This is a genomic window from Nocardia huaxiensis (genome assembly GCF_013744875.1).
Lineage (GTDB): Bacteria > Actinomycetota > Actinomycetes > Mycobacteriales > Mycobacteriaceae > Nocardia > Nocardia huaxiensis.
This window is the reverse complement of record NZ_CP059399.1, coordinates 5,750,019-5,775,655: the sequence shown is the minus strand read 5'-3', so window position 1 is coordinate 5,775,655 and position 25,637 is coordinate 5,750,019. Positions and strand designations below refer to the sequence as shown.

The 25,637-nt window shown below is 68.7% G+C and carries 28 protein-coding genes and 1 pseudogene; 13 read left to right on the top strand and 16 right to left on the bottom strand.

What is annotated here, in order from left to right:
- Positions 1–51 precede the first annotated feature (51 nt).
- The 3 genes from H0264_RS26055 to H0264_RS26045 are packed head-to-tail and all read right to left on the bottom strand — an operon-like array spanning position 52 to position 3,478.
- A complete protein-coding gene (locus tag H0264_RS26055; RefSeq protein WP_181579984.1) occupies positions 52–1,479 on the bottom strand; it encodes an MmgE/PrpD family protein in 1,428 nt (475 codons plus the stop codon).
- A complete protein-coding gene (locus H0264_RS26050; RefSeq protein WP_181579983.1) occupies positions 1,476–2,294 on the bottom strand; it encodes a cyclase family protein in 819 nt (272 codons plus the stop codon). The genes H0264_RS26055 and H0264_RS26050 overlap by 4 nt, the downstream gene beginning before the upstream one ends.
- Complete coding sequence (locus H0264_RS26045; RefSeq protein ID WP_181579982.1) at positions 2,291–3,478, bottom strand: CaiB/BaiF CoA transferase family protein; 1,188 nt, start codon at positions 3,476–3,478, stop codon at positions 2,291–2,293. The genes H0264_RS26050 and H0264_RS26045 overlap by 4 nt, the downstream gene beginning before the upstream one ends.
- A gap of 140 nt (positions 3,479–3,618) precedes the next feature.
- Here H0264_RS26045 and H0264_RS26040 point away from each other — a divergent pair, with 140 nt between their 5' ends.
- Together H0264_RS26040 and H0264_RS26035 are read left to right on the top strand one after the other, a co-directional pair.
- Positions 3,619–5,106, top strand: a complete 1,488-nt coding sequence (locus H0264_RS26040) for a dihydroorotase (protein WP_181579981.1) — start codon at positions 3,619–3,621, stop codon at positions 5,104–5,106.
- A 30-nt stretch (positions 5,107–5,136) separates the two neighbouring features.
- Complete coding sequence (locus H0264_RS26035; RefSeq protein ID WP_181579980.1) at positions 5,137–5,802, top strand: hypothetical protein; 666 nt, start codon at positions 5,137–5,139, stop codon at positions 5,800–5,802.
- A 42-nt stretch (positions 5,803–5,844) separates the two neighbouring features.
- Here the strand turns inward: H0264_RS26035 and H0264_RS26030 are convergent, their stop codons facing one another.
- Positions 5,845–6,738: a DUF4437 domain-containing protein gene (locus H0264_RS26030; protein ID WP_181579979.1), complete on the bottom strand. Its 894-nt coding sequence runs from the start codon at positions 6,736–6,738 to the stop codon at positions 5,845–5,847.
- A gap of 79 nt (positions 6,739–6,817) precedes the next feature.
- On the opposite strand from H0264_RS26030, the gene H0264_RS26025 reads away from it, so the two are divergent.
- The 3 genes from H0264_RS26025 to H0264_RS26015 all read left to right on the top strand — a co-directional run bounded on the left by H0264_RS26025 (position 6,818) and on the right by H0264_RS26015 (position 9,069).
- A complete protein-coding gene (locus tag H0264_RS26025) occupies positions 6,818–7,387 on the top strand; it encodes a TetR/AcrR family transcriptional regulator (protein WP_181579978.1) in 570 nt (189 codons plus the stop codon).
- A 28-nt stretch (positions 7,388–7,415) separates the two neighbouring features.
- Positions 7,416–8,159, top strand: a complete 744-nt coding sequence (locus H0264_RS26020) for a maleate cis-trans isomerase family protein (protein ID WP_181579977.1) — start codon at positions 7,416–7,418, stop codon at positions 8,157–8,159.
- Between the two features lie 85 nt (positions 8,160–8,244).
- Positions 8,245–9,069, top strand: a complete 825-nt coding sequence (locus tag H0264_RS26015; RefSeq protein WP_181579976.1) for an HpcH/HpaI aldolase/citrate lyase family protein — start codon at positions 8,245–8,247, stop codon at positions 9,067–9,069.
- A gap of 702 nt (positions 9,070–9,771) precedes the next feature.
- Here H0264_RS26015 and H0264_RS26010 read toward each other — a convergent pair.
- The 5 genes from H0264_RS26010 to H0264_RS25990 form a co-directional block, all read right to left on the bottom strand.
- The gene (locus tag H0264_RS26010; RefSeq protein WP_181579975.1) at positions 9,772–10,464 is read right to left on the bottom strand and encodes a hypothetical protein; all 693 of its coding nucleotides are present in this window, start codon (positions 10,462–10,464) and stop codon (positions 9,772–9,774) included.
- A 91-nt stretch (positions 10,465–10,555) separates the two neighbouring features.
- Positions 10,556–10,942 carry an acyl-CoA thioesterase gene (locus H0264_RS26005; protein ID WP_181579974.1) on the bottom strand — a complete coding sequence of 129 codons (387 nt, stop codon included), beginning with the start codon at positions 10,940–10,942 and terminating at the stop codon, positions 10,556–10,558.
- Positions 10,942–11,325, bottom strand: coding sequence for an acyl-CoA thioesterase (locus H0264_RS26000; RefSeq protein WP_181579973.1), 384 nt, complete (start codon positions 11,323–11,325; stop codon positions 10,942–10,944). The genes H0264_RS26005 and H0264_RS26000 overlap by 1 nt, the downstream gene beginning before the upstream one ends.
- Before the next feature lie 123 nt (positions 11,326–11,448).
- Positions 11,449–11,571 carry a CDGSH iron-sulfur domain-containing protein gene (locus H0264_RS25995; protein ID WP_420832111.1) on the bottom strand — a complete coding sequence of 41 codons (123 nt, stop codon included), beginning with the start codon at positions 11,569–11,571 and terminating at the stop codon, positions 11,449–11,451.
- A 10-nt stretch (positions 11,572–11,581) separates the two neighbouring features.
- On the bottom strand, positions 11,582–11,791 hold the full coding sequence (locus tag H0264_RS25990) for a class I SAM-dependent methyltransferase (RefSeq protein ID WP_181579971.1): 210 nt from the start codon (positions 11,789–11,791) through the stop codon (positions 11,582–11,584).
- Between H0264_RS25990 and H0264_RS39075 the strand changes: the two genes are divergently transcribed.
- Positions 11,790–11,918: a hypothetical protein gene (locus tag H0264_RS39075; RefSeq protein ID WP_276514513.1), complete on the top strand. Its 129-nt coding sequence runs from the start codon at positions 11,790–11,792 to the stop codon at positions 11,916–11,918. The genes H0264_RS25990 and H0264_RS39075 overlap by 2 nt on opposite strands.
- Positions 11,919–11,991: 73 nt before the next feature.
- On the opposite strand, the gene H0264_RS25985 is transcribed toward H0264_RS39075, so the two are convergent.
- Together H0264_RS25985 and H0264_RS25980 are read right to left on the bottom strand one after the other, a co-directional pair.
- Positions 11,992–12,345, bottom strand: coding sequence for a hypothetical protein (locus tag H0264_RS25985; RefSeq protein ID WP_181579970.1), 354 nt, complete (start codon positions 12,343–12,345; stop codon positions 11,992–11,994).
- A 58-nt stretch (positions 12,346–12,403) separates the two neighbouring features.
- Positions 12,404–12,754, bottom strand: coding sequence for a MerR family transcriptional regulator (locus tag H0264_RS25980; RefSeq protein ID WP_181579969.1), 351 nt, complete (start codon positions 12,752–12,754; stop codon positions 12,404–12,406).
- Between the two features lie 129 nt (positions 12,755–12,883).
- Here H0264_RS25980 and H0264_RS25975 point away from each other — a divergent pair, with 129 nt between their 5' ends.
- The 3 genes from H0264_RS25975 to H0264_RS25965 all read left to right on the top strand — a co-directional run bounded on the left by H0264_RS25975 (position 12,884) and on the right by H0264_RS25965 (position 15,077).
- On the top strand, positions 12,884–13,321 hold the full coding sequence (locus tag H0264_RS25975) for an Hsp20/alpha crystallin family protein (RefSeq protein WP_276314022.1): 438 nt from the start codon (positions 12,884–12,886) through the stop codon (positions 13,319–13,321).
- Positions 13,322–13,630: 309 nt separating this feature from the next.
- On the top strand, positions 13,631–14,074 hold the full coding sequence (locus H0264_RS25970) for a PPOX class F420-dependent oxidoreductase (protein WP_181579967.1): 444 nt from the start codon (positions 13,631–13,633) through the stop codon (positions 14,072–14,074).
- A gap of 106 nt (positions 14,075–14,180) precedes the next feature.
- Complete coding sequence (locus H0264_RS25965) at positions 14,181–15,077, top strand: ADP-ribosylglycohydrolase family protein (RefSeq protein ID WP_220139842.1); 897 nt, start codon at positions 14,181–14,183, stop codon at positions 15,075–15,077.
- Here the strand turns inward: H0264_RS25965 and H0264_RS39070 are convergent.
- Positions 15,022–15,612 (bottom strand): TetR/AcrR family transcriptional regulator, encoded by a 591-nt coding sequence (locus H0264_RS39070; RefSeq protein ID WP_231085251.1) that lies wholly within the window; start codon positions 15,610–15,612, stop codon positions 15,022–15,024. The genes H0264_RS25965 and H0264_RS39070 overlap by 56 nt on opposite strands.
- Before the next feature lie 182 nt (positions 15,613–15,794).
- Here H0264_RS39070 and H0264_RS25955 point away from each other — a divergent pair, with 182 nt between their 5' ends.
- The 4 genes from H0264_RS25955 (at position 15,795) to H0264_RS25940 (ending at position 19,804) form a co-directional block, all read left to right on the top strand.
- On the top strand, positions 15,795–17,057 hold the full coding sequence (locus H0264_RS25955) for a cytochrome P450 (protein ID WP_181579964.1): 1,263 nt from the start codon (positions 15,795–15,797) through the stop codon (positions 17,055–17,057).
- The gene (locus tag H0264_RS25950) at positions 17,054–18,070 is read left to right on the top strand and encodes a TIGR03617 family F420-dependent LLM class oxidoreductase (protein ID WP_181579963.1); all 1,017 of its coding nucleotides are present in this window, start codon (positions 17,054–17,056) and stop codon (positions 18,068–18,070) included. Before H0264_RS25955 ends, H0264_RS25950 begins: the two co-directional genes overlap by 4 nt.
- Positions 18,067–18,876, top strand: a complete 810-nt coding sequence (locus H0264_RS25945) for an enoyl-CoA hydratase/isomerase family protein (protein WP_181579962.1) — start codon at positions 18,067–18,069, stop codon at positions 18,874–18,876. The genes H0264_RS25950 and H0264_RS25945 overlap by 4 nt, the downstream gene beginning before the upstream one ends.
- A 124-nt stretch (positions 18,877–19,000) precedes the next feature.
- Positions 19,001–19,804: an SGNH/GDSL hydrolase family protein gene (locus H0264_RS25940; protein ID WP_181579961.1), complete on the top strand. Its 804-nt coding sequence runs from the start codon at positions 19,001–19,003 to the stop codon at positions 19,802–19,804.
- 3 nt (positions 19,805–19,807) lie between these two features.
- Here the strand turns inward: H0264_RS25940 and H0264_RS25935 are convergent.
- The 4 genes and pseudogenes from H0264_RS25935 to H0264_RS25920 form a co-directional block, all read right to left on the bottom strand.
- A pseudogene (locus H0264_RS25935) lies at positions 19,808–21,907 on the bottom strand (amylo-alpha-1,6-glucosidase).
- A complete protein-coding gene (locus H0264_RS25930; protein ID WP_420832110.1) occupies positions 21,904–23,091 on the bottom strand; it encodes a glycosyltransferase family 4 protein in 1,188 nt (395 codons plus the stop codon). Before H0264_RS25930 ends, H0264_RS25935 begins: the two are co-directional and overlap by 4 nt.
- A gap of 206 nt (positions 23,092–23,297) precedes the next feature.
- Positions 23,298–24,179 (bottom strand): short-chain dehydrogenase/reductase, encoded by an 882-nt coding sequence (locus H0264_RS25925; RefSeq protein ID WP_181579959.1) that lies wholly within the window; start codon positions 24,177–24,179, stop codon positions 23,298–23,300.
- On the bottom strand, positions 24,176–25,630 hold the full coding sequence (locus H0264_RS25920; RefSeq protein WP_181579958.1) for a flavin-containing monooxygenase: 1,455 nt from the start codon (positions 25,628–25,630) through the stop codon (positions 24,176–24,178). Before H0264_RS25920 ends, H0264_RS25925 begins: the two co-directional genes overlap by 4 nt.
- Positions 25,631–25,637 lie beyond the last annotated feature (7 nt).

The window sequence follows — 25,637 nt, the reverse complement described above, 5'->3', positions numbered from 1 at the left end:
GCCGATGGCCCGGCCGCCGCGGCGACCGGGCTCGAGGCAGGCGGCCCGAAATCAGTCCATGGCAACCGGTTTCACGCTGCGCAGCAAAGTCGGCAAGGGGCCGAGATCCGCACTGCCGGCCAATCCGTACACGCTCGCGCTGAGGTCGTCGGCCAGTTCGGCGGTCACCACAGCGGCGGTGTTCCAGCGGAACTTCGCTGCCAACTCCGCGGCGGACAGGGGGTTGCCGGGGCCCCCGCGATTCACATCCACGCGCTCGGTTACGGTGCGGCCGTCGCGCAGGGTCGCGGTCAGGACCGCCGGGAACTGGTAGGGGAAGATCTCGTCACATCGTGCGTCGGGCACACAGGACACCTTGGCGGCCACCGCGAGTCGCCGGGGATCGGCGGCCGCGGCGTCGGTGAAGTCCTCGTGGAAGACCCCGAGCCCGCCACCGCCGAGCAGCGCCGCCGCGACGGTGTACGGTCCGGAAAATGCGGCGTGGTACCCGGATTCGGGATGTCGCTTGGCGGCGGCGGGCTCGCCGATGGTGCGCAGCACCGGTGTCGGCGCGCCGAGGGTGAGCCCGGTGATCTCGGCGGCGCTGACGCCGCGGGCACGCAGGCGCAGCGCCGCGTCGATACCGGCGTGGGTGAAGTGATTGCACGGGTAGGGCTTGAAGAACACCCCCGGCAGCTCCCAGCGCTCGCCGAGGCGGTCGGTCACCACCCCCGGATCGGCCTGGTCGCCGCAGAACGCCTGCAGCAGCCCGAATCTGCCCTCGACCACGGTCGGCGGTCCGGTCAGGCCGTGGCGGGCCAGCCGCGCCGCCGTCACCGCCGCATGCGCGGCCCAGCCGCAGTGCACGCGCTTCACCGTCCCGCCGGTGCGATTGGCTTCCAGCAGGCCCGAACCCATGCTGGCGGCAATGCCCAGCGCATGCCCGATCCCGGCGGCGTCGAGACCGCACAGCATCGCTGCCGCGGCCGCGCCGCCCACCGCCCCGCAGATGGCGGTGGCGTGCAGTCCGCGTTCGAAGAACACCGAATTGCCGAGCTGCGCGTCGAATCCGGCCATGCCCAGGCGCACCGTGACCTCCACCCCGACGGCCACCGCGTCCAGCAGGGCCGCGCCGGAGGCGCCCGTCGCCTCGGCGACGGCGAGCGCGGCGGGCACCACCGTGGCCGAGGGATGCAGCACCGAGGGCAGGTGGGTGTCGTCGAAATCCAGTGCGTGCGCGAGGGTTCCGTGCAGCAGGGCGGCACTGGCGGCGGGCAGGCGGACGGGCAGCCCGAGCGCGGTGGCCTGCGGCCTGCCCGCCCATTCGGCGACCAGCGCCCGCACGGCCCCGGCCGCCGGGGTGCGCTGTGCGGCCAGGCTGTTGCCGAGCACATCGAGTACCCGCCGTGCCGCGTCGGCGCGCAGGGCCGGGTCGATGCCGAGATCGCGTGCGCCGGCGGCGAATTCGGCCAGCCGCTGCACCACCGTGGCGTCGCTCATGCGCTCACCGCCGCCAGCGGCCGGACCGGCGATCCGGTGCCGCCGACGATGCGCAGCGGCGCGAGCACGAAGACGAACTCCGAAATATGCTGTGCGGCCAGATCTTCCAGCATGAGATGTTCCAGTATGTAGATCCCGGACTCGACCAGCAGCACGCGGTGCACGGGCAGCACGCTGTGGCCCGCGCCGGGCGCAATGCACTCGTAGGCGGTGGTGTCGGCCCCCGTGGCGGCGATGCCGTGACCCGCGAGCCAGTGCGCCGCGCCGACGCCCACCCCCGGCACCCCCGATTCCGCACCGAGATAGACCCGTCCGTCGCCGAAATGCCGCGCCCACCCGGTGCGGATGAGCGCCACGTCGCCAGGTGCGGGATCCGCACCGGCCCGCTCGGCCGCCTGTTCCAGATCGTGCGCGGTGACCTCGTATCCGCCTGGCAGCACGTCGGTATCGTGCACCCTCGCCACATCCAGCAGGACGCCGCGCCGCACGAAGCCGGGCAGCTGTTCGGCGCCGTGCTCGCTGAACCGGCCACCGCGCTGCGCCGCCTGCGCGTCGACCCCGCCGTGCAGCATTCCGTTCTGGCTGACGTGGCTGAGCGCGTCGATATGGGTGCCCACATGCCCGCCGGTCACGATGATCTCGTTGGCCGCCGATCCGCCGTCCGGGCGCACCATGTCACCGTGCCTGCGCGCCAGCGTCATTCGGAACCCCGGATGATTCGGCGAGCACGGCATCCCCGTGAAGTGCGGCTGCCCCAGCTCGATCAAGCGGACCCCGCCGAGGACGACCTGCACCAGTCGATCTCGCCCGGTCATCGGACCACCCCCGCGGCGCGGAGTTCGGCGAGCCGGTCGGCGTCCACGCCGTAGCGCCCCAGCACCTCGGCGGTGTGCGCGCCCAGCGGCGGTCCGGTCCAGCGGATTCGGCCCGGTGTTTCGGACAGCCGGAACAGCACGTTCTGCATCTTGATTCGGCCCAATTCGTCGTCGGGCAGTTCGGCGATGGTGCCCAGCGCCTGGAACTGCGGATCGGTCATGATCTCGGCGGCGGTGTAGACCGGGGCGATGGCGGCCTGCGCCTGCTCGAACGCGCGCACCACATCCTCGGTCTTGCGTTCGGCGATCCACGCGCCGACCGCCGCATCGAGTTCGTCGGCGTGCGCGGCTCTTTCGGCCCCGGAACCGAACCAGGACTGTTCCACCAGATCGGGCCGTCCGACCAGCCGCAGCACCCGTTCGGCCACCGACTGCGCGCTGGTGGACACCGCCACCCAGCCGTCGTCGGCGGTGCGGTAGATATTGCGGGGCGCGTTGTTGGAGGAACGATTTCCCATGCGCGGCTGTAGTTCCCCGAGCTGGTCGTAGGCAATGAGCTGCGGGCCGAGCAGGGTGAGGATGGGCTCGATGATGGCCAGATCGATCTGCTGGCCGCGCCCGTCCGCGTCGCGGGCACGCAGGGCCGTCATGATGGCGAAAGCCGTTGCCTGCGCGGCGATCCCGTCGGCCAGGCCGAACGGCGGCAGGGTGGGCGGCCCGCCGGGCTCACCGGTGATGGCGGCGAACCCGCTCATGGCCTCGGCGAGGGTGCCGAATCCGGGCCGCCGCGCGTAGGGGCCGATCTGGCCGAATCCGGTGACCCGGGCCAGGATCAGGCCCGGGTTGAGTGCGCGCAGTTCGGAATAGCCGAGACCCCAGCGTTCCAGCGTGCCGGGGCGGAAGTTCTCGATCACCACGTCCGCGTCGGTGACCAGGCGCCGGAAGATCTCCTGTCCCTGCGGCGCACCCAGGTACAGCGTGACCGATTTCTTGCCGCGCCCCAGCATCTTCCACCACAGTCCGACCCCGTCGCGCTGCGCGCCGTGGCTGCGGACCGGATCCCCGTTCGGATGCTCGATCTTGACGACGTCCGCACCGAAGTCCGCCAGCAGGGTCGCCGCCAGCGGTCCGGCGAACAATGTCGCCACGTCCAGCACCCGGATTCCCGAGAGCGGGCCATCCATCGTTCCACTCCTCATCTGCCGCCGAGTGTTTCCCGCAGCGAAACGCGAAAGTGTCTGCGCGGCATTGACTGTCAGCGCATGCTACTGCGATGATCGCCAAATCGGTAACATTGTTTCGCAGAGAGAAACTGGAGGGAGCCGTGTCGGCGACCGATCTGCTGATCCGCAACGCCCGTGTGGTGCGCCCGGGCGACCCGGCCACCGATGATCCCGAACCGGTCGACATCGCGGTCACCGCCGGCATCGTCACCCGCCTCGAACCCGATCTCCCTGCCGCACAGGCGGATCGGGTGGTCGACGCCGGCGGGCTGCTCGCCTTCCCCGGCGTGGTGGACGCCCACCAGCACTGGGGCATCTACCAGGACCTGTCCGCCGACACCGACACCGAGAGCCGGGCGTGCGCCCAGGGCGGAGTCACCACCTCGCTCACCTACCTGCGCACCGGGCGCTACTACCTGAACCGGGGCGGGGCCTACCGTGACTTCGTGCCCGAGGCGCTCGACCGCATGGCGGGACGATCCTTCGTCGACCACGCCCTGCACCTGGCCCCCATGACCGCCGAGCACATCGCCGAAATCCCGGCACTGGTCCGGGATTTCGGCGTCACCTCGTTCAAGATCTTCATGTTCTACGGCGGCCACGGCCTGCACGGCCGCTCCGCCGACCAGGCCGGCTTCCTGATGATCCCGCCGTCGGAGCGGTACGACCTGGCGCACTTCGAATTCGTCATGCGCGGCATCCAGGAAGCCCGGCAGCGTTTCGGTCCCGGTCTGTCGCTGTCGCTGCACTGCGAGACCGCCGAGATCATGACCGCCTACACCGAATTGGTGGAACGCGAGGGCCGGCTCACCGGACTGCGCGCCTACAGCGCCTCGCGCCCACCGCATTCGGAGGGCCTGGCCATCACCATGGCGTCCTACCTCGCCCACGAAACCGGCTTGGCGCCCATCAATCTGCTGCACCTGTCCTCGGCCAAAGCGGTCGCCGCGGCGCTGACCATGGCCACCGCCTTCCCGCAGGTGGACTTCCGTCGCGAGGTCACCATCGGCCACCTGCTCGCCGACGTGGACACCGCACATGGCCTCGGCGGCAAGGTCAACCCGCCACTGCGCGAACGCGCCGATGTCGAAGCCCTGTGGCGGCACCTGCTCGCCGGCGAAATCGACTGGGTGGTCAGCGATCACGCCTGCTGCCGGGACGAACAGAAATTCGGCCCCGACCGCGCCGACATCTTCGCCGCCAAGTCCGGCTTCGGCGGCGCCGAATACCTGCTGCCGGGATTGGTGGGGGAGGGCCGCAAGCGGGGTCTGGCCCTGTCGCGCATCGCCGAACTGACGTCCTGGAATCCGGCGCGCCGCTACGGCTTGCCCGGCAAGGGCGCCATCGCCGTCGGCTACGACGCCGACATAGTCCTGGTCGACCCCGACGCCCGCTGGACCGTCCACGCCGCCGACTCCGAATCCGCCCAGGAATACACGCCTTTCGAGGGTTTCGAGATGAACGCCCGCGTCACCGACGTCTTCCTCCGGGGTCACCGCATCTACGGCGACGGGCGAGTCCAGGGCTCCCCGCACGGCCGTTACCTGCGCCGCGACGCAGACCCGCACACCGCCTCGCGGCCCCGATGAGCCTGTCCGGCAGGCGGAGAGCGGACCACGATGATCTCCGGAACCCTCATCCTCGTCGCCGGGTTCCAACTCGGCTGCCTGGTGTGGCTCTATCTCGATGCGAACCGGCCGAGATGGTCGGCGCTGCTCGCCGCTGTGGGCCTCGGAACGACTTATGACGCAGCAGTGTTCGGTCTCGGCAGTGCGCTGGGCGAGGGATCGGCCCTGTGGATACTGAGCATCGGGCGATTCTTGGGGCATGTCACGCTGACGCCCCTGCTGGTGGTGTGGGCACTGCGTGCGGTATTCGGTGTGCAACCGATCCGCGCCTGGGCTCTGGCGGTGGCACTGATCGGGTGGGGTGCGGCGGCCGACCTGCGCGGCCTCGACCTCGAGGCCCGCGATTTCGCCGATACGCTGCGCTACGCCGCCGCGACGCCACACGGTCCCCCGATCCCGGCCCTGATCGTGGCCGCGATCGTGCTGGCCGCGGGCATCCGGCTGTGGCTCACCGCGCGCCGGACCGGCCTGCTGCTCGGCGCGATCGTCCTGCTCGTCTCCGCGGTGGCAGCCGTCTCCTGTCCGCCGCTGGGCAATGTGGGAGAAGCGCTGCTGTTCGCCGCGGTGGTGGTGACCACGCGCCGCATCGTCCCCGGTGCGCCCGGTCCGCGGGCTGCGCATCGCGCGGTGACGAAGCCCGCCCGGCCCCGGAGGTGAGGACCACCGGGCTCCCGTTCGGGTGGCGGGAGCCCGGGGCGCTCACTGATAGGTGGGGTCCGCCCAGGCGCCGATCGAGCGGGAACGGACGGGTTCGACCGGGCGCGGGGTGAGGCTGTGCGGATTGTCCGCTCCCCAGTTGGTGGGGTCGCCGGTCATGACGACCTTGGCATTGTCGGTGTACCAGTCCACGAGGTCGGCGTCGGAGCGGACGATCCAGGTGCAGCCCTGTTCGGCGTCGGCGGTGAAGTCGCCGTGGCGGATGAGGGCGGGACGCCAGAAGTAGGTGCCGGGCCACATCTTTCCGAAGTTGTAGTCGAATCCGCCTGCGAGACAATAGGCTTCCTCGCTGCACGGGTGGTGGGCCAGGGGTTCCTCGCGCCAGCCGGGCTTGGCCTTGATGAGGCGGGTGTAGAAGCCGGTCTTCTCGTCACGGTGCAGCAGTTTGATGTAGAGACCCGGGACCGGCGTGCCGCCGAGGTCGAAACGCATGGGGCTGCCGTCTTTCACATCGATCCAGGGCATGGCCGCGGTGTCGAGGACGACGAGTTTCTGGTCGGGGCGGACGAAATCACGATCGGCGTCGGCGAGATCGAAACGCCAGTCGCCGAATTCGCGGAACAGCAGGACCTCGGTTCCGGCGGCGACGGCCAGGGCGGGGGTCCGGACGCCGGGCGGGGTCATCCAGAAACCCTCCGGGCCGAGCACGGTATCGCCGATGGTCACCTGTCCGGACAGCACGAACCATTCGGTCGCGGCGTGATGGACGCCGGCGGGGCGGGACCAGTCGCTGGTGAAAGTGACTCGCAGCGAAGCGGATCCGTCCTCTTCGTCATAGCTGAGGTTGCGCTGGACGGCACTGCCGGTGGCGTGCTCGAACTCGGCGGGATGGGTGATCAGATCGCGGTCGTCGATGAGTTCGACATGTGGACGCATCGGTCCTCCTGAGGAGAGCAATTTCCGATACGGAATGTACTGCTTATGAAAAAGCGGTGCAAGATGTATCGTAAATTCCGTGACCCGACCAGGACGTCCCGCCGGACCCGCCTCCGACACCGAAACCGTCGTTCTCACAGCGGCTCTGGAGCTGCTGCTGCGCGAAGGCGCCACCGCGCTCACCCCGCAGCGCCTGCACGCCGTGACCGGGGTATCGCGGACCACCATCTACCGGCACTGGCCGATGCCTCGTGATGTGCTCGCCGCGCTCATCGCGGTCGCACCGCACGCGGCGGCCGAGCCTAGCGGCGATCCGGTGGCGGATCTGCACACCGAGGTGGACCTGCTGTGTGATCGCTTGCGCGACAAGCCGGTTGCGGCCTTCCTGCGCGCCCTGGTGACCGCGTCGTCCACCGATCCGAGCTGTGCCGAGCTGCGCCACCGCTATGTGGAGGATCTGATCGCGCCGCTGCGCCGTGCGCTGCGGGCGACCGGGCCGACGGACCCGGAGGTGGTGGCCGAGACGGCGGCCGTCATCGTCTCGCCGCTACTGGTGGACGCCCTGCTGCTGGATCGCCCCGTCGACCGCGAGCGCGCGCATCGCCTCGCGACGGACCTGCTCGACCGCGCCACGTCCGGCGCACGGTGATCATCGCCGAGCACTACCGAGGATTCATATGACCAACGCAGTGGGTACCCGCGCCGTGTTCGGCGTCGTGGTGCCGAGTACGAATACCGTTGTGGAGCACGACTATTGGCGCGCCGGCCTGCCCGGCATCGCCTACCGCGCGGGTTCGATGTACATCCCGAATCCGGTGATGGGCGACGACGCGGACTTCGAGGGTCTGCTGGTGCAGATCCGCGCCTCCATCGACACCGCCGTGCGCGATGCCCTCACCGCCGAGCCGGACCGCATGGTCATGGGCATGTCGGCGGAGACCTTCTGGGGTGGCGTCGCGGGCAATGCCGCCTTCGAGCAACGCCTGCGAGACCGCACCGGGCTGCCCGTCACCACCGGGGCGAGCTCGTGCCGGGCGGCCTTGCGAGAGTTGGGATGTCGGCGTATCGCGGTGTTCTCGCCGTATCAGCCGATCGCGGACAAGGAGGTCGGCAGGTTCTTCACCGAGGCCGGTTTCGAGGTGGCCGCCATTACCGGCTTGCGCTGCCCGACCGCGATGGACATCGCTCGCGTGGACGACGATCGGATCCGCCGCACGGTCACCGAGATCGACGGGCCCGACGTGGACGCCATCGTGCAGGTCGGCACCAACCTGTCCTTCATCGCCCTCGCCGATCGGCTGGAGCGCGAACTGGACAAGCCGGTGATCGCGATCAATGCCGCGACCCTGTGGCATGCCCTGCGCGAGCACGGATTCGATGATCGCCGCGAGGACATGGGCCGCCTGCTCCGCGAGCACTGATCGGCCGCGCACCGTGTCCGGCGCGGTAGCTCGGTCGCACGGCCGGTCGTGAAATCGCCTGCACCGGTGCGAGAAAGGTGAACCTGTGAGATCTGCGCTCTACGTGCCGGGAAATCGGCCGGAGCTGTTCGCGAAGGCCCTGGCCGGGCCTGCCGATGTCGTCCTGCTCGATCTGGAGGACTCGGTGCCCCTGCGCGACAAGGACTCGGCGCGCGCCGCGGTGTCGGCATGGTTGCGCCGGGTGGTCGCACCCGGACGGATCTGGGTGCGCGTGAACCCGGGCCCGCTGGGGCTCGCCGACCTGCGGGCCGTCGCACTGCCGGGGGTCTCCGTCATCTGCCTGTCGAAAACCGAATCGCCCGAACAGGTCTCGGCCGCCGCGGCGGCCATCCGCGAAGCCGAACCCGTTCCCGGAACCATCGGCCTGTGCCCACTGCTCGAAAGCGCCGCCGCCCTGACCGATGCCCGCGCGATCGCGGCCACACCGGGAGTCACGCGCCTGCAGTTGGGCGAGGCCGACCTCTGCGCCGACCTCGGCATGCGACCCGGCGCCGACGAGCGAGAACTACTGTCCCTGCGCACCGCGGTCGTACTGGCCAGTGCCGCCGCCGGTCTCGCACCCCCACTCGCCCCGGTCCGCACGGACTTCCGCGACCTCGAAACCCTGCGCACCTCCACCGAAGGTCTCGCACGCCTGGGCTTCCGCGGCCGAGCCTGCATCCACCCCAGCCAAATCCCCATCGTGAACCAGGTTTTCACCCCGAGCGCGACCGAACTCGCCCGAGCACGAACGCTGGTCGCCCGCTTCGAGGCCGCCGCAGGCCAAGTGGTACTCGACGACCACGGCCGCATGGTGGACCTCGCCGTCATCCGCCAGGCCCGCCGCCTCCTGGAGAACCGGCACGGCTGAAGGCGCCGAATGGCCGGCCTGACCGCGTCGACTCCGGAGCGCCCCGCCCGGCTGCCTGTGAACGTCATCGCATACCCGCAGGTAGCGTCGAGGTTTCGGAGATCCGCCGCTAGCGTCGGCATATGCGGGCAATCTCGGAGTTCGCACTCGATGAGCGGGTGGGGGAGAACAGTGACCGGCGGCTGCCGCAGAGCCGGCTGCGCTGGCGGTCACAGCCGACGGACACCTGGGTTCCGGGGTATCGGCTGGAGGCCCAATACTGTTGTGACGCTGGATTTCTCCTCATCACCTCGGATGACTGTCCGTTCGAGGAGTCGAGTCACATCATCCTGTTGAGCCCGCGCTTGCGCACCCGGGCGCGCCGTACCCTCACCCCGCGGCAGCCCGTTTCTAGTGCTCGCGCTGTGCCGTGCCGGGTACGACCTGTGCCGTGCGCTGCTCGGCCTGTGAAGCGTCCTAATCGCAGGCGGCGGCGTGGACGGAGCCTTGTCGACGACGAATTCGATCTCACGTTCCCGCAAACCGTCGAACCCGCCCATGCGCTCGTCGACCCGAGTGACGACATCACCGATCTGCGGCACAGCCGCTGAGGACGAGCACTGCGACCATGGTGCACAGGGTGGTTGCGAAAGCTGTTGCGGGCGCGCGAATTGTTCCGGCTCCTCGATGTTTTCGCTGTACGCTAGCCGCTTTCGCAGCGCTTCAGGTAGCCCTGGTTGTGATGGCGACGGCGGGTTCGGCGGTGTCCGGCCAGTGGGTGGGGGTGGGGCCGAAGGTGTTGTGGGCGTTGGTGATCACGCTCTTGGCGAGGGCCCGGTTGCCGACGGCGCCGATGACCGCGCCGATGCCCGCGGGGAGGGTTTTGCCGAACAGCAGGACGCCGCGCTTGATGATGAAGGAGGCGACGAAGCGGCGGGCCATCGCATTGTCGATATTGCGGACGACCGGGAGTCTGTCGGCCACCACCGAGGCCCAGTCGCGGGCGGATTGGCTGGCGTTCTTGCCGAGCATTTCCGCGCCCGTCTCACCCATGACGACGGCCACCACCAGTGCGCGGCGCTGTTTGGGGGACAGGTGCTCGATGCCGTGGGTGGCGCCCGCGGACACCGCGTACAGGGCCGAGGCTTCGAGGAAGAACACCGATTCGACGCCGCTGACCGCGAGGCCGATCAAGGTGCCGACGCCGGGAACCGCGGCGCTCAGGCCGGCGAGCGCGCCGCTGACGGTCACCACGGTGACATAGCGCGTCTCCAGGCTGCTCGAAAGGCGCGCCGGGGACCATTCCGGGTGAATGCGCCGCAACCGGCCGACGTATTTGCCGGCCAGCGGCAACTGGATGCCCGTGCCGCCGCGCAGCAGCAGCTCGGCCGATTTCTGCAGTGCCTTGTCGAACATCGTGAACCCCTTCCCTGACCTGCCCGACCCTAAGCGGTCTCCCGATCTCGATACCCCGGCGACACCGAGATTAGCCAGTTCGTTACTGATATCACTCGCGAACGGTCAGGTCCGCCAGATACTTTCGCTCGGCGTCGGTGAGCGGGCGGGGTGCGCCGTCGTGCACCGCGACCAGGGTCGAGATGGCGGAGAGGTACACGTTGTCGGCGTCGCGCACCTCATGGCGCAGGGTGAACGAGGTGGTGCCGATGCGCTCGACAGCCGAGGTGACGGTGACGGGTTCGGCGCGGAAGGTCAGCGGGGTGCGGTAGCCGAGGCGTTGCCCGGCCACGACGACGCGCCACGGTTCGCCGCCGGAATCGTGCCGGGCCAGCAGGTCGGCGCGGGCTTCGTCCAGGTACTGGGCGAACACCACATTGTTGAGGTGTTCGAGGGCGTCCATATCGGTGCGCCGCAGTTGAATGTCGTAGCTGTGCATCACAGGCCGAGCCCCTCGAGCATGCGGCGTTCGGCGTCCTCCAGCGGGCGCGAGCGCTGCGTCGTACGGTCGAAGGCGACCATGGTGCAGGTCGCGGTCGAGTAGAGCATGTCCTGGTCGCGGATCTCCTGCGCGAAGGTGTAGGAGGATCCGCCGATCTTGGTCACCCAGGTTTCGACGCGGACCGGCTCCGGGCGGTAGCGCAGCGGTGCGACATAGTCGATATCCATCTGGGCTACGACGGCCGAGCCGCGGAATCCGTGCGACCGGAACAGGTCGATGCGGGTTTCCTCCAGGTAGCGCAGGTGCACGGCATTGTGCACGTGTCCTTCCGCGTCCATGTCGGACCAGCGCAGCGGGCAGAGGTAGAGATGTCGGGGCACCCGGCATTCATATCAGCCGACCGGAAGCCGCCTCGCACCCGGCAATCAGGCAGACAGCTCCGCGAGCACCGCGTCGGTCTCCGTTCCGGGGCGGCGTCGATCCGTGCGGCCGGGTGTGACCGGTCAGCGGCGGCGTTTGCGGTGGCTGGTATCGCACAGCGGATAGCGGGCGGAGCGGCGGCACAGACACAGGGCGACCACACAGCGATCACTGCGCACGATGCGGCCGTCGGCGGTGTAAGTGATTGTGCGCCGGTCAGTTCCGGGGTCGGTCGGCACGGATGACCACCAATTCCTCGTCGCGTTGGCCGGGGTCGATGAGACCGCGGGCGGTGAGCCAGCCGGCGCGGCGGCGCAGCACCGGGCCGAACGGAATGAGTGCGCGGGCGACCACCGCGGCCTCGAGCCCGCTGTCCCGAAGCCGGTGCAGGGTGCGGTCGGTGCCGCACAGCGCCGAATGCACCATGAGCAGAACCCCTGTGCGGGACAGCAATTCGGGGGCGCGCAGGCACAGTGCGTCGATCGCCGTGGATCAGTTCGACTTCCAGACCACGCACCACCGATTCCCGCAATTCCGGTTCCTGAGCCAATAGGTCGCCGAGCACGCCCCGGCGCATGAGCTGCTCGTGGACCGCGTCGGCCTCCACGTGCTCGCGATAGAACAGCTCAGGCCGGATTCCTCGGCGGGACGGTGAGCAACTGCTCGAGTTCCGCATCGAGATCGGAACCGCCCGCGGTCGCGGCGCGCAGTTCATCCAGGAACTGTCGTTCCAGCCCCGCGCGCACTCCCGGCAGCCCCGGATCCCATTCCCAGCCCGGATCGACCTCGTCGAATCCGTGATAGTGCAGGGCATAACACGTGTGCAGCGCCAGCTGTGCGTCGCGGTCCCAGGGATCGCCGGGGCTCGGGGCCGGAATGCGCGTCCCGGGCGTTGTGCGCAGCGCGTCAGTGATTTCCGCCGATATCTCGCCGCACGGTTGCGGCAGTCGTGCCGTGGTTCGCACGGCAGTGCCTGTCATTCCCGGCTGGTCCATGGTTGCTGGCTACCCACACCGTGTCCGCGCACACCGCCCATGATCAGCGGCCGTCGCGCAGCCGTTCGATGTCGTCGCGCAGTCGCCGATTGTCGGCGTCGAGACCGGCATTGGTGTCGCGCAGGGCGGTATTGGCGTCCTGGAGGTCGAGGATGCGGCCGATTCCGGCGAGGTTGACGCCCTGTCCGGACAGGGCGGTGATGCGTGCCAGGCGGGCGAGATCGTCGCCGCTGTAGCGGCGGGTGCCGCCCGGGCTGCGGGCCGGGGTGATCAGCCCGTGCTGTTCGTAGAGCCGCAGGGTCTGCACCGCGAGACCGCTCAGCTCGGCCGCCACCGAGATCGCGTAGACCGCCTGCGCCGAGCCGGGCAGATGGTTGTGCCGATTCGAATCCATCCCACTCCTCGATGTCCCCGATCGAAGATTAGCTCACTCCCGGTCTTGCACTCTCCTATGTCGAGTGCTAAAAATATCTCTGTCAGATGACAGAGATTATCTGAACGCCTCGATCGAGAATGGAGTGAACTGGAGGTGGCGACCATGTTGATGCGCACGGATCCCTTCCGCGACCTGGATCGTCTGACGCAGCAGGTCTTCGGCACCCCCGCCCGCCCGGCGGTCATGCCGATGGACGCCTGGCGCGAGGGTGACGAGTTCTACGTGGAGTTCGATCTCCCGGGCATCGACCCGAGTTCCCTGGATCTGGACATCGAACGCAATGTCGTGACCGTGCGCGCCTCCCGCGCCGAACTGGATCCGGGCCGGTCGATGATCGCCGCGGAACGCACCCGCGGTGTCTTCAGCCGCCAGCTGTTCCTGGGCGAGAATCTCGACACCGACGCGATTCGCGCGGACTACCACGACGGCGTCCTGCGATTGACCGTTCCCATCGCGGAACGCGCCAAGCCCCGCAAGATCGAGATCACCCGGCGCGACCACGAACGCCAGGCCATCGACGCCTGACCGCCCGCGCCCCGATCGGGAAAGCGAGGTGATGCCCCTATCTCGTTCGCACACAACACTTCCCGCGCGGTGCGGGCCGTCTCCGCACCGCAGCGGAACACCTGAAACGTTCTCTGTCGGTCCCTTTGTCCACGGGTGGGCCCGGTTGCATGCTTCCGGGCCCACCCGGCCTTGTCCGCGGGCCATGGCAGCTAGCCCGGCTGACCGACACGCTCTCGGCGAAGGCGTTGTGCGCCCGTCGATCCGGGCAAGATGGTGTCCGCGCGCCGCCGAACCCGGCGCCGCCGCGACGTACCCCGGAGGAACCACATGGCCACGAAACTCGATGCGACAGCACGGGAATGGCTGACCGAACCCCGCTTCTGGGTCCTGGCCACCCTCAACCCCAGCGGCCAACCACAACTCACCCCCATGTGGGCAGACCTGGAAACCATAGACGGCGTGGAACACATCGTCGTCAACACCTCGGTGGGCCGCATCAAGGACCGCAACCTGCGCCGCGACCCCCGCCTGTCACTGTGCGCCTTCGACCCCGAAAACCCCTACGCCCGCATGGAAATCCGCGGCCGCGCCGTCGGCTTCATCGAGGGCGAGCAAGCCGTCCACGGTATGGACCGCCTGACCCGGAAATACCTCGGCGTAGAAACCTACCCCTGGCTCCTCCCCGACGAAACCCGAGTAATCGTCCTCATCGAACCCGACTACGTCCACCACACTGTAGGAGTAGAACCCTTCCCCGACTCCGCCACATAACCGATCAGCTCCCGGCTTCCACGCGTCGGGCGCCGATCGCGTTTCCTGACAGACTGGCTGGATGAGTTTCGAGAGTCGTTCGCGTGCACTGGCTTCGCTGCGCGGTTTGGCGGTGGGGGATGCGTTCGGGGCGTGTTTCGACGATGCGATGAATCACGGTGCGCTGCGGGAGCGGAAATTGCTGCCCGGCCCGTGGCTGTGGACCGATGACACGCAGATGGCGTGCTCGATTTTCGCGATCCTCGGTGCGTACGGCCGGATCGATCAGGGTGCGCTGGCGGGATCGTTTGCCGAGCATTACGACGTCTACCGTCGGTATGGTCCTGGGACGAGCCGGATTCTGCGGTTGATGCGTCAGAAGGGTTACCACTGGCGGGAACTCGCCCAGCAGGCGCGTGGTGGCCGGGGTTCCTGGGGCAATGGCGCCGCGATGCGGGTAGCGCCGGTGGGTGCCTGGTTCGCGGGTGACCTCGACCGCGTGGCCGTCGAGGCCGCGGCCTCAGCGCTGGTAACCCACACGCACCCGGACGCCGTGTCCGGCGCGATCGCGGTGGCCGTCGCCACGGCCATTTCCACGCGTGAACCTCGGGTGGACGGGCGCCGATTTCTCGATATGGTCGCCGCGCACATCCCAGCCGGACCGGTTCGCACCAGTATCGAGCATGCGCGAACCATCGCCGATTCCGATACGGCGGCACAGGTATTGGGCGTCGGACACGACACCTCGGCCTTGGATACGGTGCCGTTCACCCTGTGGGTGGTGGCTCATCACGGCCATGACTTCGCCGAAGCGTGCTGGACGGCGGCCGCCGCCGGTGGCGACCAAGACACCACCTGCGCGATCATCGGCGGGATCATCGGTGCCCGTTCGGTTCCTGAGGGCGCACCTCGCGACTGGCTCGAAAGCTGTGAGCCGCTGCCTGATTGGGTGCGCGCGCTCGCGGACGTTACGGATTCGGGTGGCGGGCCAGGGTGTAGAGGGCGTCGGCCAGGGCGTCGGTGAAGGTGTCGGTGGGGGTGCCGGCTCGGACGAGGGCGTGGAAGGTTGTTGTGCCGGAGAGGATTTCGAAGAGGACCTCGGGGTCGGCGCCCGGGGGGATCTGGCCGGTGTCGACGGCGTGGGTGAGGAGGTCGGTGAAGGCCTTGCGGACGGGGGCGCCGATGGCCAGCAGGCGGCGGCGGGCTTCTTCGGTGTGGGAGTCGGCCAGCAGGCCGGGGACGCCTACCCGGGCGGCGGGGCTGGCGGCGCGGGCGAGGAAGATTCGGGTCCAGGTGTGCAGGTCGGCTCGCAGGTTGCCGGTGGGTTCGGGGAGGGGGTGGGCGCCGGGGCCGTGGACCGCTTCCTCGAGCAGGGCGTGGCGGGTGGGCCAGCGGCGGTAGATGGCGGGGGCGTTGACGCCGGCGCGGCGCGCGATGGCGGTGATGGTGGTTTGCTCGTAGCCGACCTCGGCCAGGAGTTTGCGGGCCGCCACCAGGACGGCGAGGTCCTTGTCGGTGTCGCGGGGGCGGCCGGGGCGCTGGCGGGGCTCGGGGGTCACCGGGGTCATGGTAGCGGGGGGTGAATTCGGTTCGGGCGGAGTGGGTTTGCGTGCGCTGTCGAGCCGGTTGATGGGATGACCCCTTCCTAACTGGGTGGAATTACGTTATATGTCGTTACATAACTTATAGCGGCGGGTGTGGTCGGCGGCAATGACGGCACCCGGTCTCGAGGAGTGTGCGCATGCTTGGTCGGAACGCGGTTGCTGGACTGCCCGAGGGTTTCGATGTCACCGATCCGGAGCTGTGGGCTCGGCGGGTGCCGGGGGAGGAGTTGGCGGTCCTGCGGCGGGCCGCGCCGATCTGGTGGAACGCGCAGGATCCCGCGGTGGGCGGCTTCGCGGACGACGGCTTCTGGGTGGTGAGCAGACATGCGGACGTCAAGGAGGTGTCGCGGCGAAGTGAGGTGTTCTCCAGCTTCGAGAACACGGCCATCCCGCGCTTCCATGACGGGATCGCGCGGGAACAGGTTGAGGTGCAGCGGCTTTCACTCATCAATATGGATGCGCCGGAGCACACGCGGATGCGGCGGCTGATCTCGAAGGGGTTCACGCCGCGTGCGATCAACGGGCTGCGGGCCGAGCTGTCGGCGCGGGCGCGGGCCATCGTCGAAACCGCGGGGGAGCTCGGAACCGGTGACTTTGTCACGCAGGTGGCGTGTGAGCTGCCATTGCAGGCCATCGCGGAGTTGATCGGAATACCGCAGCAGGATCGGGGGAAGGTCTTCCAGTGGTCCAATGAGATGACCGGTTACGACGATCCGGAGTTCGCGCACATCGATCAGGTGGCCGCCTCGACCCAGGTGCTCGGGTACGCCTGGCAGCTGGCGGAGGCGCGAAAGCGCTGTCCCGCAGGCGATATCGTGAGCGAGCTGGTGCACGCCGACGTCGACGGCGAGGCGCTGACCTCCGAGGAGTTCGGCTTCTTCGTCATGCTGCTGGCCGTGGCGGGCAATGAGACGACCCGCAATGCCATCACGCACGGCATGATCGCGTTCCTGGAGCATCCCGAGCAGTGGGAGCTGTTCAAGAAGCAGCGGCCCGCCACCGCCGCGGATGAGATCATTCGATGGGCGACGCCGGTGAATTCGTTCCAGCGCACCGCACTTCGCGACACCGAGCTGGGCGGTGTGCGGATCCGGAAGGGGCAGCGGGTGGTGATGCTGTATCGCTCGGCGAACTTCGACGAGGAAGTCTTCGAGAATCCGGAGGTCTTCGATATCCGCCGAGATCCGAACCCGCACTTGGCGTTCGGCGGCACGGGCGCGCACTTCTGCGTCGGCGCGAATCTGGCCCGGCTGGAGATCGAGTTGATCTTCGAGGCGATCGCCGACCACCTGCCCGATATCGCGAGGCTGGGCGATCCGCGGCGACTGCACTCCGGATGGTTGAACGGGGTCAAGGAATTCCAGGTGGACTACCACGGTTGCCCGCGGGATCGCCGATGAAGGTGGACGTGCAGTTGGACGGCGCTCTCCCCGAAACCGCTTCCCGCGCACGGGAGCTGGTGGAACTCGGCGCGGAGGGCCTGTTCACCTTCGAGGGCCCGCACGACGTATTCCTGCCCCTGGCACTGGCCGCCGAGGCGGTGCGGGCCGATCTGATGACCAATATCGCGGTGGCCCTGCCCCGCAGCCCGCTGCATCTGGCCCATATGGCCTACGACCTGCAGACATTGAGCCACGGCAGATTCCGCTTGGGGCTGGGCTCGCAGGTCCGCGCCCACATCGAGAAGCGTTACGGCACACCGTGGTCCGAGCCCGCCGCCCGCATGCGGGAGATCGTCTCGGCGGTCAAGGCGATCTTCGCCGCCTGGGAGGGCCACGCCCCGCTCGGCTTCCGCGGCCGATTCACCACCCACACCCTCATGCCGCCGATGTTCGATCCGGGCCCGAATCCCTATGGCCCGCCGCAGGTGTGTCTGGGCGCGCTCGGCCCGCGAATGACCCGCGCCGCCGCCGAGGTCGCCGACGGCTTGTTGCTGATGCCGTTCAACAGCGCCCGGCACGTGCGCGAGCGGACCCTGCCCGCCGTGACCGAGGGGCTGGAGCGGGCCGGGCGAACCCCCGCGGATCTGCGGCTCTACCCCCAGGTCATTGTCGGAGTCGGCCGCACGGAGGCCGAATTGGCCGCCGCGGCAACAGGAGTGCGGAGCCTGCTGGCCTTCTATGCGTCGACTCCGGCCTACCGCCCCGTCCTCGAGGTCGAGGGCTGGTCGGACCTGCAACCCCGACTGCGCGAACTGTCGCTGCGCGGCGAGTACGCCGCGATGACCGACCACATCGATGACACGATGCTCGCCACACTCGCCGTGCACGGCACCCCCGAACAGTGCGCGGCCGCGATCCTCGATCGATTCGGCGACCTCGCCGACCGGATATGCTGCTACTTCCCCGGCTACCCGGTCGCGAATCAGCATGTCGCCGAACTGATCTCACTGCTGAAAGCGGACGTGCGATGAGCGTGGTCGAGGTGAGCGTCGATGGCGGCGTCGCGCTGCTGACGCTGAACCGTCCCGAGCGCCGCAATGCCTTCACCGCCGACATGGGACGGGCCCTCGGCGAGCACTACGCGACCCTGGACACCGACGACTCGATTCGGGTGGTCGTGGTCACCGGCGCACCCCCGGCCTTCTGCGCCGGCGCGGATTTCACGAACGGCGACAACACCTTCGACGCCCCCACCGACCCGGATTTCACCGCCTCGCCGATCCAGCCGCCCGCATTCGAGCTCCGCAAGCCGGTGATCGCGGCCATCAACGGGCACGCCATCGGCATCGGCCTGACCCTCGCCCTGCAGGCCGACATCCGGATCGTCGCCGACAATGCCTGGTACGCGATTCCGCAGGTGCGTTTCGGTGTCCTGCCCGACGCGGTATCGCATTGGACCGTCACGCATCTCGCGGGTCTCACGGCCGCCGCTGAACTCCTGCTGACCGGCCGCCGCCACACCGGTGCGGACCTGCTCCGCCTGGGCCTCGCCAACCAGGTGCTGCCGGCGCAGGAGGTGCTGCCCGCCGCTCTGGAGCTGGCACACGACATTGCCACCCACACCGCACCGATGTCGGTGGCACTGTGCAAGACCCTGCTGTGGGACACCGCCCGCGACAACCTGAACCCCGCGCAGGTCGCCGCCCGCGAAACCGATCTGCACCGTCGGCTCATGGGCACCCCGGATGCGAAGGAAGGCGTGCGCGCCCACCTGGAGCGGCGCCCGCCCCGCTGGTCCGCCCGCCTGCCCGAGAACGGGAGAACCATTCCGCGCTGACCTGTTTCGCGATCGCGCCCGAGCCGGGCCGGGGATGCGTCGGTCATGCACAATGTGATTCCGGGATCACCGGCCCCTACCGACGCTCGCGTAACCGGACGGTTGCTTGGCAAGATCGATTGTCATGCCGGACCATGAATTGCCCCGTGAGATTCTGTCCTTCGTCGCACTCGGCGACAGCTTCACCGAAGGCATGGACGATCCCTATCCGGACAGCGATGAGACGCCGAACGGCCGCTACCGCGGCTGGGCGGACCGGGTGGCGGAGCATCTGGCCGGGCAGGTCGGCGAGGTCCGGTACGCCAATCTGGCGGTGCGCGGCAAGCTGATTCGCCAGATCATCGACGATCAGCTGGGGCGGGCCGTCGAATTGCGGCCGGACCTGGTCACATTCTGCGCGGGCGGCAACGATCTGATCCGGCCCGGCGGTGACCCGGACGAGCTGGCCGGCATCTACCGCGACGCCCTGATCGAACTGCGCGGCACCGGCGCGACGGTGGTGGTCTTCACCGGCATGGACACCGGATTCCAGCCCGTCATGCGACATCTGCGCGGCAAGATCGCCACCTACAACATGCACCTGCGGGCCATCGCCGACGAATTCGGCTGCCCGGTCGTCGATCTGTGGGGGATGAAGGTTCTGCAGGAACATCGCGCCTGGAGCTGGGATCGGCTGCACCTGTCCGCCGAGGGGCATCGCCGTCTCGCGCTGCGCACCTGTGAGGCGCTCGGCATTGCGGTGGACGAGGATTGGCGGGCGCCGTGGCCGGACGAAGAACCGCTGCCGTGGCCGGCCGCCCGGCAGCAGGACCTGCACTGGGCCAGGGAATTCCTGCTGCCGTGGATTCACCGCCGTCTCACCGGGCGCTCCTCCGGCGATGGATTGGAAGCCAAACGGCCTTCGCTGGAACCGATCTCGGCCGAATAGCCGCTACTCCTGGATCAGCCGCCAGTCGCCGGGCAGGCCGCTGACCGTGGCGGATGTCCCGGTGGCCTCGATGGTGACCGAGGCTTCGCCCAGGCGCAGATCCGCGAGCCGGACCGTCCCCGCGCGGGCGGGCAGTCGCGGCGCGATCGTCAGGGTGCGGGCGGGCACATCGGGGCGCAGGCCGAGGAAGGACCGCATGAGCAGCAGCGGCGCGGCGCTGGCCCATGCCTGCGGTGAACAGGAGGTGGGATACGGTACGGGCGAACGGAATTCGGTGCGCGCGAAACCGCTGAACAGCTCCGGCGGGCGCGCGCCGAATTCCAGGATCGCCTCCAGCAACCCGGTCGCCAGGCGCTCGGCCAGCGACAGCGCCCCGTCGATGTGCCGGTAGCGCAGCAGGCCCGCGATCACGAGTGCGGTGTCGTGCTACCACACCGAACCGGTGTGGTAGCCCATGGGATTGAATCGCCGCGTCTCGGAAGACAGTGTGCGCAACCCGAATCCGCTGTCGATATCGGCCGCGCCCAGCCGTTCGATCAGCTGCGCGGCGTGCTCGTCGGGCACTATGCCGGTCCACAGGCACTGCCCGGCATTGCTCGACACCACGTCGACCTGCTGTTTGCCGCCATCCAGCGCGAGGGCGTAGCAGCCCTGTACGGGCATCCAGAAGGCTTCGTCGAAGCGGGTTCTCAGGTCGGCGGCCGCGGCGCGCAGCCGTGCGGCCAGGTCGTGGTCGCCGAACGTCTCGGCCAGCTCGGCGCGCCCGAGCCGGGCCGCGTACGCGTAGCCCTGCACCTCGCACAGGGCGATAGGCGGTTCGGCCAGCCGTCCGTCGGCGAAGCAGACCGCGTCCCAGCTGTCCTTCCAGCCCTGATTCGCCAGTCCGCGATCGGTTTTGCGCCGGTACTCCACGAACCCGTCGCCGTCACTGTCGCCGCTGGTGTCGATCCAGCCCAGCGCCCGGTCCGCGGCCGGAAGCAGTTCCTCGATCGCGGCGGGAGCCACACCCCAGCGCAGGCATTCGGCCAGCAGCATGACGAACAGCGGCGTCGCGTCCGCGCTGCCGTAGTAGACGGCTCCGCCGAGCACCCGATCGCTGCCGGGCCCGCACCGGCGCTCGTGCATGATCCGGCCGGGCTCCTCCTCGGTGACCGGATCATCCTGTACGCCCTGCAGTTTGGCCAGCTGCCGCAGGGTCCCCAGTGCCAGATCGGAGTCCAGCAGCAGGGCCATCCAGGAGGTGAGCAGGCTGTCGCGGCCGAACAGGGCCATGAACCAGGGTGCGCCGGCCGCCACATAGGCCGTGCCGTCCTCCGGATCGTCCAGACGCAGTGCGCCCAAATCGGTTTCGGTGCGCTGGAGAATGGTGTTCAAGCCCGCGCCGCTGGCGGTGAGTGTGGTCGTGGTGGCCCGCCACTGCCGGATCTTGTTGACCGGACTGTCCCCGTCGGTGGCGTCGAAATTCATGGGGGCGGCGCGATGCCCGACGATCGGCTGACAGCGCACCACCGTATGCCAGATGTCGTGTGCGGGAACGACGATGTGCCACACCAGCGCCCCCGGCTGCACCTCGGGCTCGGCGTCGGCGGTGATGGCCAGCTCCCGATCCGGTCCCGCCCGCCCGATGAGCCGCAGCGTCCGATCGGAGATGACGAACTCGCACCCGCCGCCGTGCACCCGGCCCTCCTTGACCGCGAACAGATCCGCGAAATCCGCGTCGACGGTGAGGGTTACCGTGATGGCGGTGTCCTCGGCGCCCAGATTGTGCACGGTGATGGCCTCCTGCATGCCCTCGCCGATCATGCGGCGGCGCTGCACCAGCACCGTCGCGTCGGCGATCCCGTGCGGCGGTGGCTTGCGGGCCAGGAAGCGCGCCCGGAACGGGTCCCGCGAGACCACCGAAAGCTGTTCCGGTGGAAGACCGTCCAGGCGCAGCTCCCAGCGGGTGAGCACCCGGGCATCGCGGTAGAACAACCCGTGCGCGGTGCCCGGATGGATGTCACCCAGGTGATCGGACAGGCAGAAGGTGCTCGCCTCGACCAGCGTGATGGGGCCGGTCCCGCCGTCGACCGGAATCGGCGGGCCGGCATTGAACACGCTCACGCGCGGGCGCTGGGCCGTTGCACGCCACGGGGTCCGCGTGCGGGCGCGGTGTGCACGACGCCGGTCCGGATGACCGGCCGTGCCGCCCGCGCCGCCCGATCGATCACGCGCTGATAGGCGGCTTCGTATCCCGAGGCGAATCGCTCGGTGGCGAACAGCTTTTCGACCCGCTCGCGGCAGGCGCGCGGATCGATCTCGTCCGCGCGGGCGATGGCCTGCGGCAGTTCGTCGGGGCTCTCGCAGATCCAGCCGGTCACACCGTGCTCGATCACCTCCGCCACCGCGCCGCCGCGCAGCGCGATCACCGGGGTGCCGCACACCATGGCCTCGATCATGACGATGCCGAACGGCTCCTCCCACTGGATGGGGAACAGCAGGCAGCGCGCGCCGGCGAGCAGGTGCCGCTTGGCCACCGCGTCGGCTTCACCGAACACGTCGTCGTCGGAAGTCAGGAGTGGCCGGACGAATTCGTCGAAGAAGGCGCGTTCGGGCGGCTCGTTGCACTTGCCCGCGAGGATCAGGCGCAGGCCCGCGGCGTGTGCGGCCTCCAGGGCGAGGTGCGGGCCCTTGTAGGGCGCGTACCGGCCGAGGAACAGTGCGTAATCCAATTTCTCGGTGCGGAACGGCCATTCGTCGGGTCGAATCGCATTGTGCACCCGGCCGATCCAGTTCAGATCCGGGGCCAATTCCCGCTGCCGGTCGCTGATCGCCACCAGGCGCACGCTGCGGTCGAAGGAACGGTAGTACTCGTGCATCTGCGCATCCACCGGACCGTGCACGGTGACAATGGTGGGGATGCCGATCATCCGATACGCCGCGGCATTGGCCGGCCCGCCGAAGGTGTGATCGTGCACGACGTCGATCGGATCCTGGGCATGCATTTGTTCGATGATGCGCCAGGCTTTCATGGTGTTCACGATTTCCGGATACGGCTCGCCCAGGCTCTGGGTGAGCAATTCGTCCCAGACCTGGATGAACCGCGCCTTCGTGCCGGCGCGACCGGCGCCCAGCAGCGTGACTCTGTGCCCGCGTTCGACCAGTTCATCGGCCAATGCCGCGACCACGGCTTCGACGCCGCCGTATCCCGCGGGAGGAATATCGAAATACGGCGGAGCGACCATCACGATATGCAGGGATTTGTTTTCCGGGGTTTCCGCAGCGCGGGACGAAGGGCTTCCCAGCAGCTCGACGGCGCTCTGGATAGAGGAATTACGGGACAGCTTGTTACTCATTTCAAAGCTCCTCGTCGTTGAGGTTGAATTGAGTCAAACTGCCCACCACGCTGCCAGGCGGCGGCCGTGCCCGCAACGTTGATTCGGACATTCTCAAGGGTTGTTATCCGATGGTTATAGGTATGTTTATTCCTCCGCAAATCGGGTATTTCTATTTCTCATAGTCGTTGTGTCGCCAATTCGGCGAATCGGGCCTCCACCGCGAGGAGCAGGGCGTGCACCCGCGGATCCCGGGTGAGGCGGGCATCCAGAACCACATTCACCGCGCCGCGCAGCAGCGCGTAGAGCGACCAGCCGGCCGAAGGGGCGATGGTGCGGGGGGCCCGCCGGGCAATGCCGTCGGCAATGCTCCGCGCGGCCTGCTCCGCGGTGATACGCCGGCGCAGGGGCCACGGTAGCAGGTCGTCGAAGGCGTGTCCGAGCTCGTCGCCGTCAAGGGTGGCGTGGGTCATGGCGGTGTCCACGATGCCGAAGTAGGCCACCCCGGCCGTCGCGCCGAAGGGTGAAAGTTCCACGCGCAGAGCGCGTCCGAGTTGCTCCACGCCCGCCTTGCTGATCATGTACGGGGCGCCGGCCATGCCGGGGGCGAAGGCCGCGCACGAGGACACCACCACGACGTGACCGCGGTGCGCGACGATGTGATCGAGGGCCGGGCGCACGGTATTGAACACGCCGGTGAGATTGACGTCGATGACGTGATCGAAATCCGCGCTGTCGAGGGTGCGCAGGGTCGCCGGGCGCGGCACCACTCCGGCATTGGCGACCACCACGTCCAGACGTCCGAAATGCTCGACGGCCGAGTTGATTACGCCTCGCATGGCGGCGCGGTCGGACACGTCGGCGGGCAGCGGCAGTGCGCGCGGGCCGAGTGCGGCTGCGGCCGCCGCCGCACCGTGCCGGTCGATATCGGCCAGTGCGATGGAGGCCCCGCGCTCGTACAGCAGGCCGGCCAGTTCGCGGCCGATGCCCTGGGCGGCCCCGGTGATCAGGACGGTCTTGCCGGCCACGTCGTAGCGCTCGTGCGGCGCTGGGCCGTTCATGCGGTCACCTCGTAGGCGTCGGAATCGAAAGTGGAAGTGCGGCGGCGGTATTCGAAACTCCAGTTCGGATACAGCCCGGCATTGAGCCCATCGGAGGTGGTGTAGTAGCCGGTGCAGCCGCCGGTCAGCCAGACGGTGGAGGAGCTGCGCCGCGACATCTCCGACAGGAACTCCCGCTGTGCCTCCGGCCGCACCTCGACGCGGCGAGCACCACTGTGGCGCACCGATTTCAGCGCATCCACGATGTAGGCGATCTGCGATTCGATCATATAGATGGCCGATTGGTTCCCCGCCGCCCCGAACGGGCCGAGCGTGCAGAAGAAGTTGGGGAATCCCGCCACCGCCGCGCCCAGATAGCTTTGCGGCCGTTGCCGATACAGCTCGGCCAGCGATCGGCCGTCCGTGCCGTGGAACCGTTCGTAGGCGGTCGGGATGGAGGTGAAACCGGTGCCGAAGATGATCGTGTCGACCGCATGCTCGGCGCCGTCGCGCAGGACGATCGAGTGCGGCCGCACCTCGGCAATGGGCTCGGTGACGACCTGCACATTGGGCTGATCCAGCGCGGGCAGGTAGGCGTCGGAGAAGATGGCGCGCTTGCAGCCGATCACGTAGTCGGGTGTCAAGGTCTTGCGCAGCAGTGGATCTCGCACCTGGCGCAGGAGCTGCAATCGGCCCAGTGCCTCGTAGGGATGTCGGAAGCGCTGATCCACCAGCGAGATCAGCCCGAAGGTCTCGATGGCCGAGTACCACAGGCCGCGAACGGCCTTCTGCGCCAACGGGACCGTGCGCAGCAGGTAGCGCTCGGCGGCCAGGGTCGGCCGGTCCAGGCGCGGCACGATCCACGGTGCGGAGCGCTGGAACAGCAGCAGCTCGGCGACCCGCGGCTGGATCTCCGGAACGAACTGCACGGCGGAGGCGCCGGTGCCGATCACCGCCACCCGCTCGCCGGTGAGGTCGTGCGCGTGATCCCAGTGCAGGGAGTGAAAACTGGTGCCCGCGAAGGTGTTCAGTCCCGGTAGATCCGGGTATTTCGCCTCGGCGAAGATGCCGGTCGCCGACACCAGGAAGTTCGCGGTGCGCGGACCCCGGGTGGTCTCGAGCCGCCACAGCGTCGCCGACTCGTCCCAGCGGGCGTCGAGCACCTCGGTGCGGTACCGGAGGAAGCGCTCGAGGCCGTGCTCGACGGCCACCGCGCGAATGTATTCGAGGATCTCCGCCTGCTTCCCATAGGTGCGTGACCACTCCGGGTTGGGGGCGAAGGAATAGCTGTACAGCTGGGACGGCACATCGCAGGCGCAACCCGGATAGGTATTGGCGCGCCAGGTTCCGCCCAGATCGTCCGCCCGTTCCAGAATGACGAAATCCTCGAAACCGGCCGCGCGCAGTTTCACCGCGAGCCCGATCCCGCCGAATCCCGCGCCCACCACGGCGATGTGGGTGTGTTCGCTCATCGATTGA

Coding starts and splice junctions, on each gene's coding strand:
- H0264_RS25950 (WP_181579963.1), top strand. CDS start 17,054: ATGAAGGTGGACGTGCAGTTGGACGGCGCTCTCCCCGAAACCGCTTCC.
- H0264_RS26020 (WP_181579977.1), top strand. CDS start 7,416: ATGACCAACGCAGTGGGTACCCGCGCCGTGTTCGGCGTCGTGGTGCCG.
- H0264_RS25970 (WP_181579967.1), top strand. CDS start 13,631: ATGGCCACGAAACTCGATGCGACAGCACGGGAATGGCTGACCGAACCC.
- H0264_RS26030 (WP_181579979.1), bottom strand. CDS start 6,738: ATGCGTCCACATGTCGAACTCATCGACGACCGCGATCTGATCACCCAT.
- H0264_RS26005 (WP_181579974.1), bottom strand. CDS start 10,942: ATGCACAGCTACGACATTCAACTGCGGCGCACCGATATGGACGCCCTC.
- H0264_RS26010 (WP_181579975.1), bottom strand. CDS start 10,464: ATGTTCGACAAGGCACTGCAGAAATCGGCCGAGCTGCTGCTGCGCGGC.
- H0264_RS25945 (WP_181579962.1), top strand. CDS start 18,067: ATGAGCGTGGTCGAGGTGAGCGTCGATGGCGGCGTCGCGCTGCTGACG.
- H0264_RS25955 (WP_181579964.1), top strand. CDS start 15,795: ATGCTTGGTCGGAACGCGGTTGCTGGACTGCCCGAGGGTTTCGATGTC.
- H0264_RS25920 (WP_181579958.1), bottom strand. CDS start 25,630: ATGAGCGAACACACCCACATCGCCGTGGTGGGCGCGGGATTCGGCGGG.
- H0264_RS25940 (WP_181579961.1), top strand. CDS start 19,001: ATGCCGGACCATGAATTGCCCCGTGAGATTCTGTCCTTCGTCGCACTC.
- H0264_RS39075 (WP_276514513.1), top strand. CDS start 11,790: ATGAGCAGAACCCCTGTGCGGGACAGCAATTCGGGGGCGCGCAGGCAC.
- H0264_RS25990 (WP_181579971.1), bottom strand. CDS start 11,791: ATGGTGCATTCGGCGCTGTGCGGCACCGACCGCACCCTGCACCGGCTT.
- H0264_RS26055 (WP_181579984.1), bottom strand. CDS start 1,479: ATGAGCGACGCCACGGTGGTGCAGCGGCTGGCCGAATTCGCCGCCGGC.
- H0264_RS25925 (WP_181579959.1), bottom strand. CDS start 24,179: ATGAACGGCCCAGCGCCGCACGAGCGCTACGACGTGGCCGGCAAGACC.
- H0264_RS25985 (WP_181579970.1), bottom strand. CDS start 12,345: ATGACAGGCACTGCCGTGCGAACCACGGCACGACTGCCGCAACCGTGC.
- H0264_RS25980 (WP_181579969.1), bottom strand. CDS start 12,754: ATGGATTCGAATCGGCACAACCATCTGCCCGGCTCGGCGCAGGCGGTC.
- H0264_RS26045 (WP_181579982.1), bottom strand. CDS start 3,478: ATGGATGGCCCGCTCTCGGGAATCCGGGTGCTGGACGTGGCGACATTG.
- H0264_RS26035 (WP_181579980.1), top strand. CDS start 5,137: ATGATCTCCGGAACCCTCATCCTCGTCGCCGGGTTCCAACTCGGCTGC.
- H0264_RS26050 (WP_181579983.1), bottom strand. CDS start 2,294: ATGACCGGGCGAGATCGACTGGTGCAGGTCGTCCTCGGCGGGGTCCGC.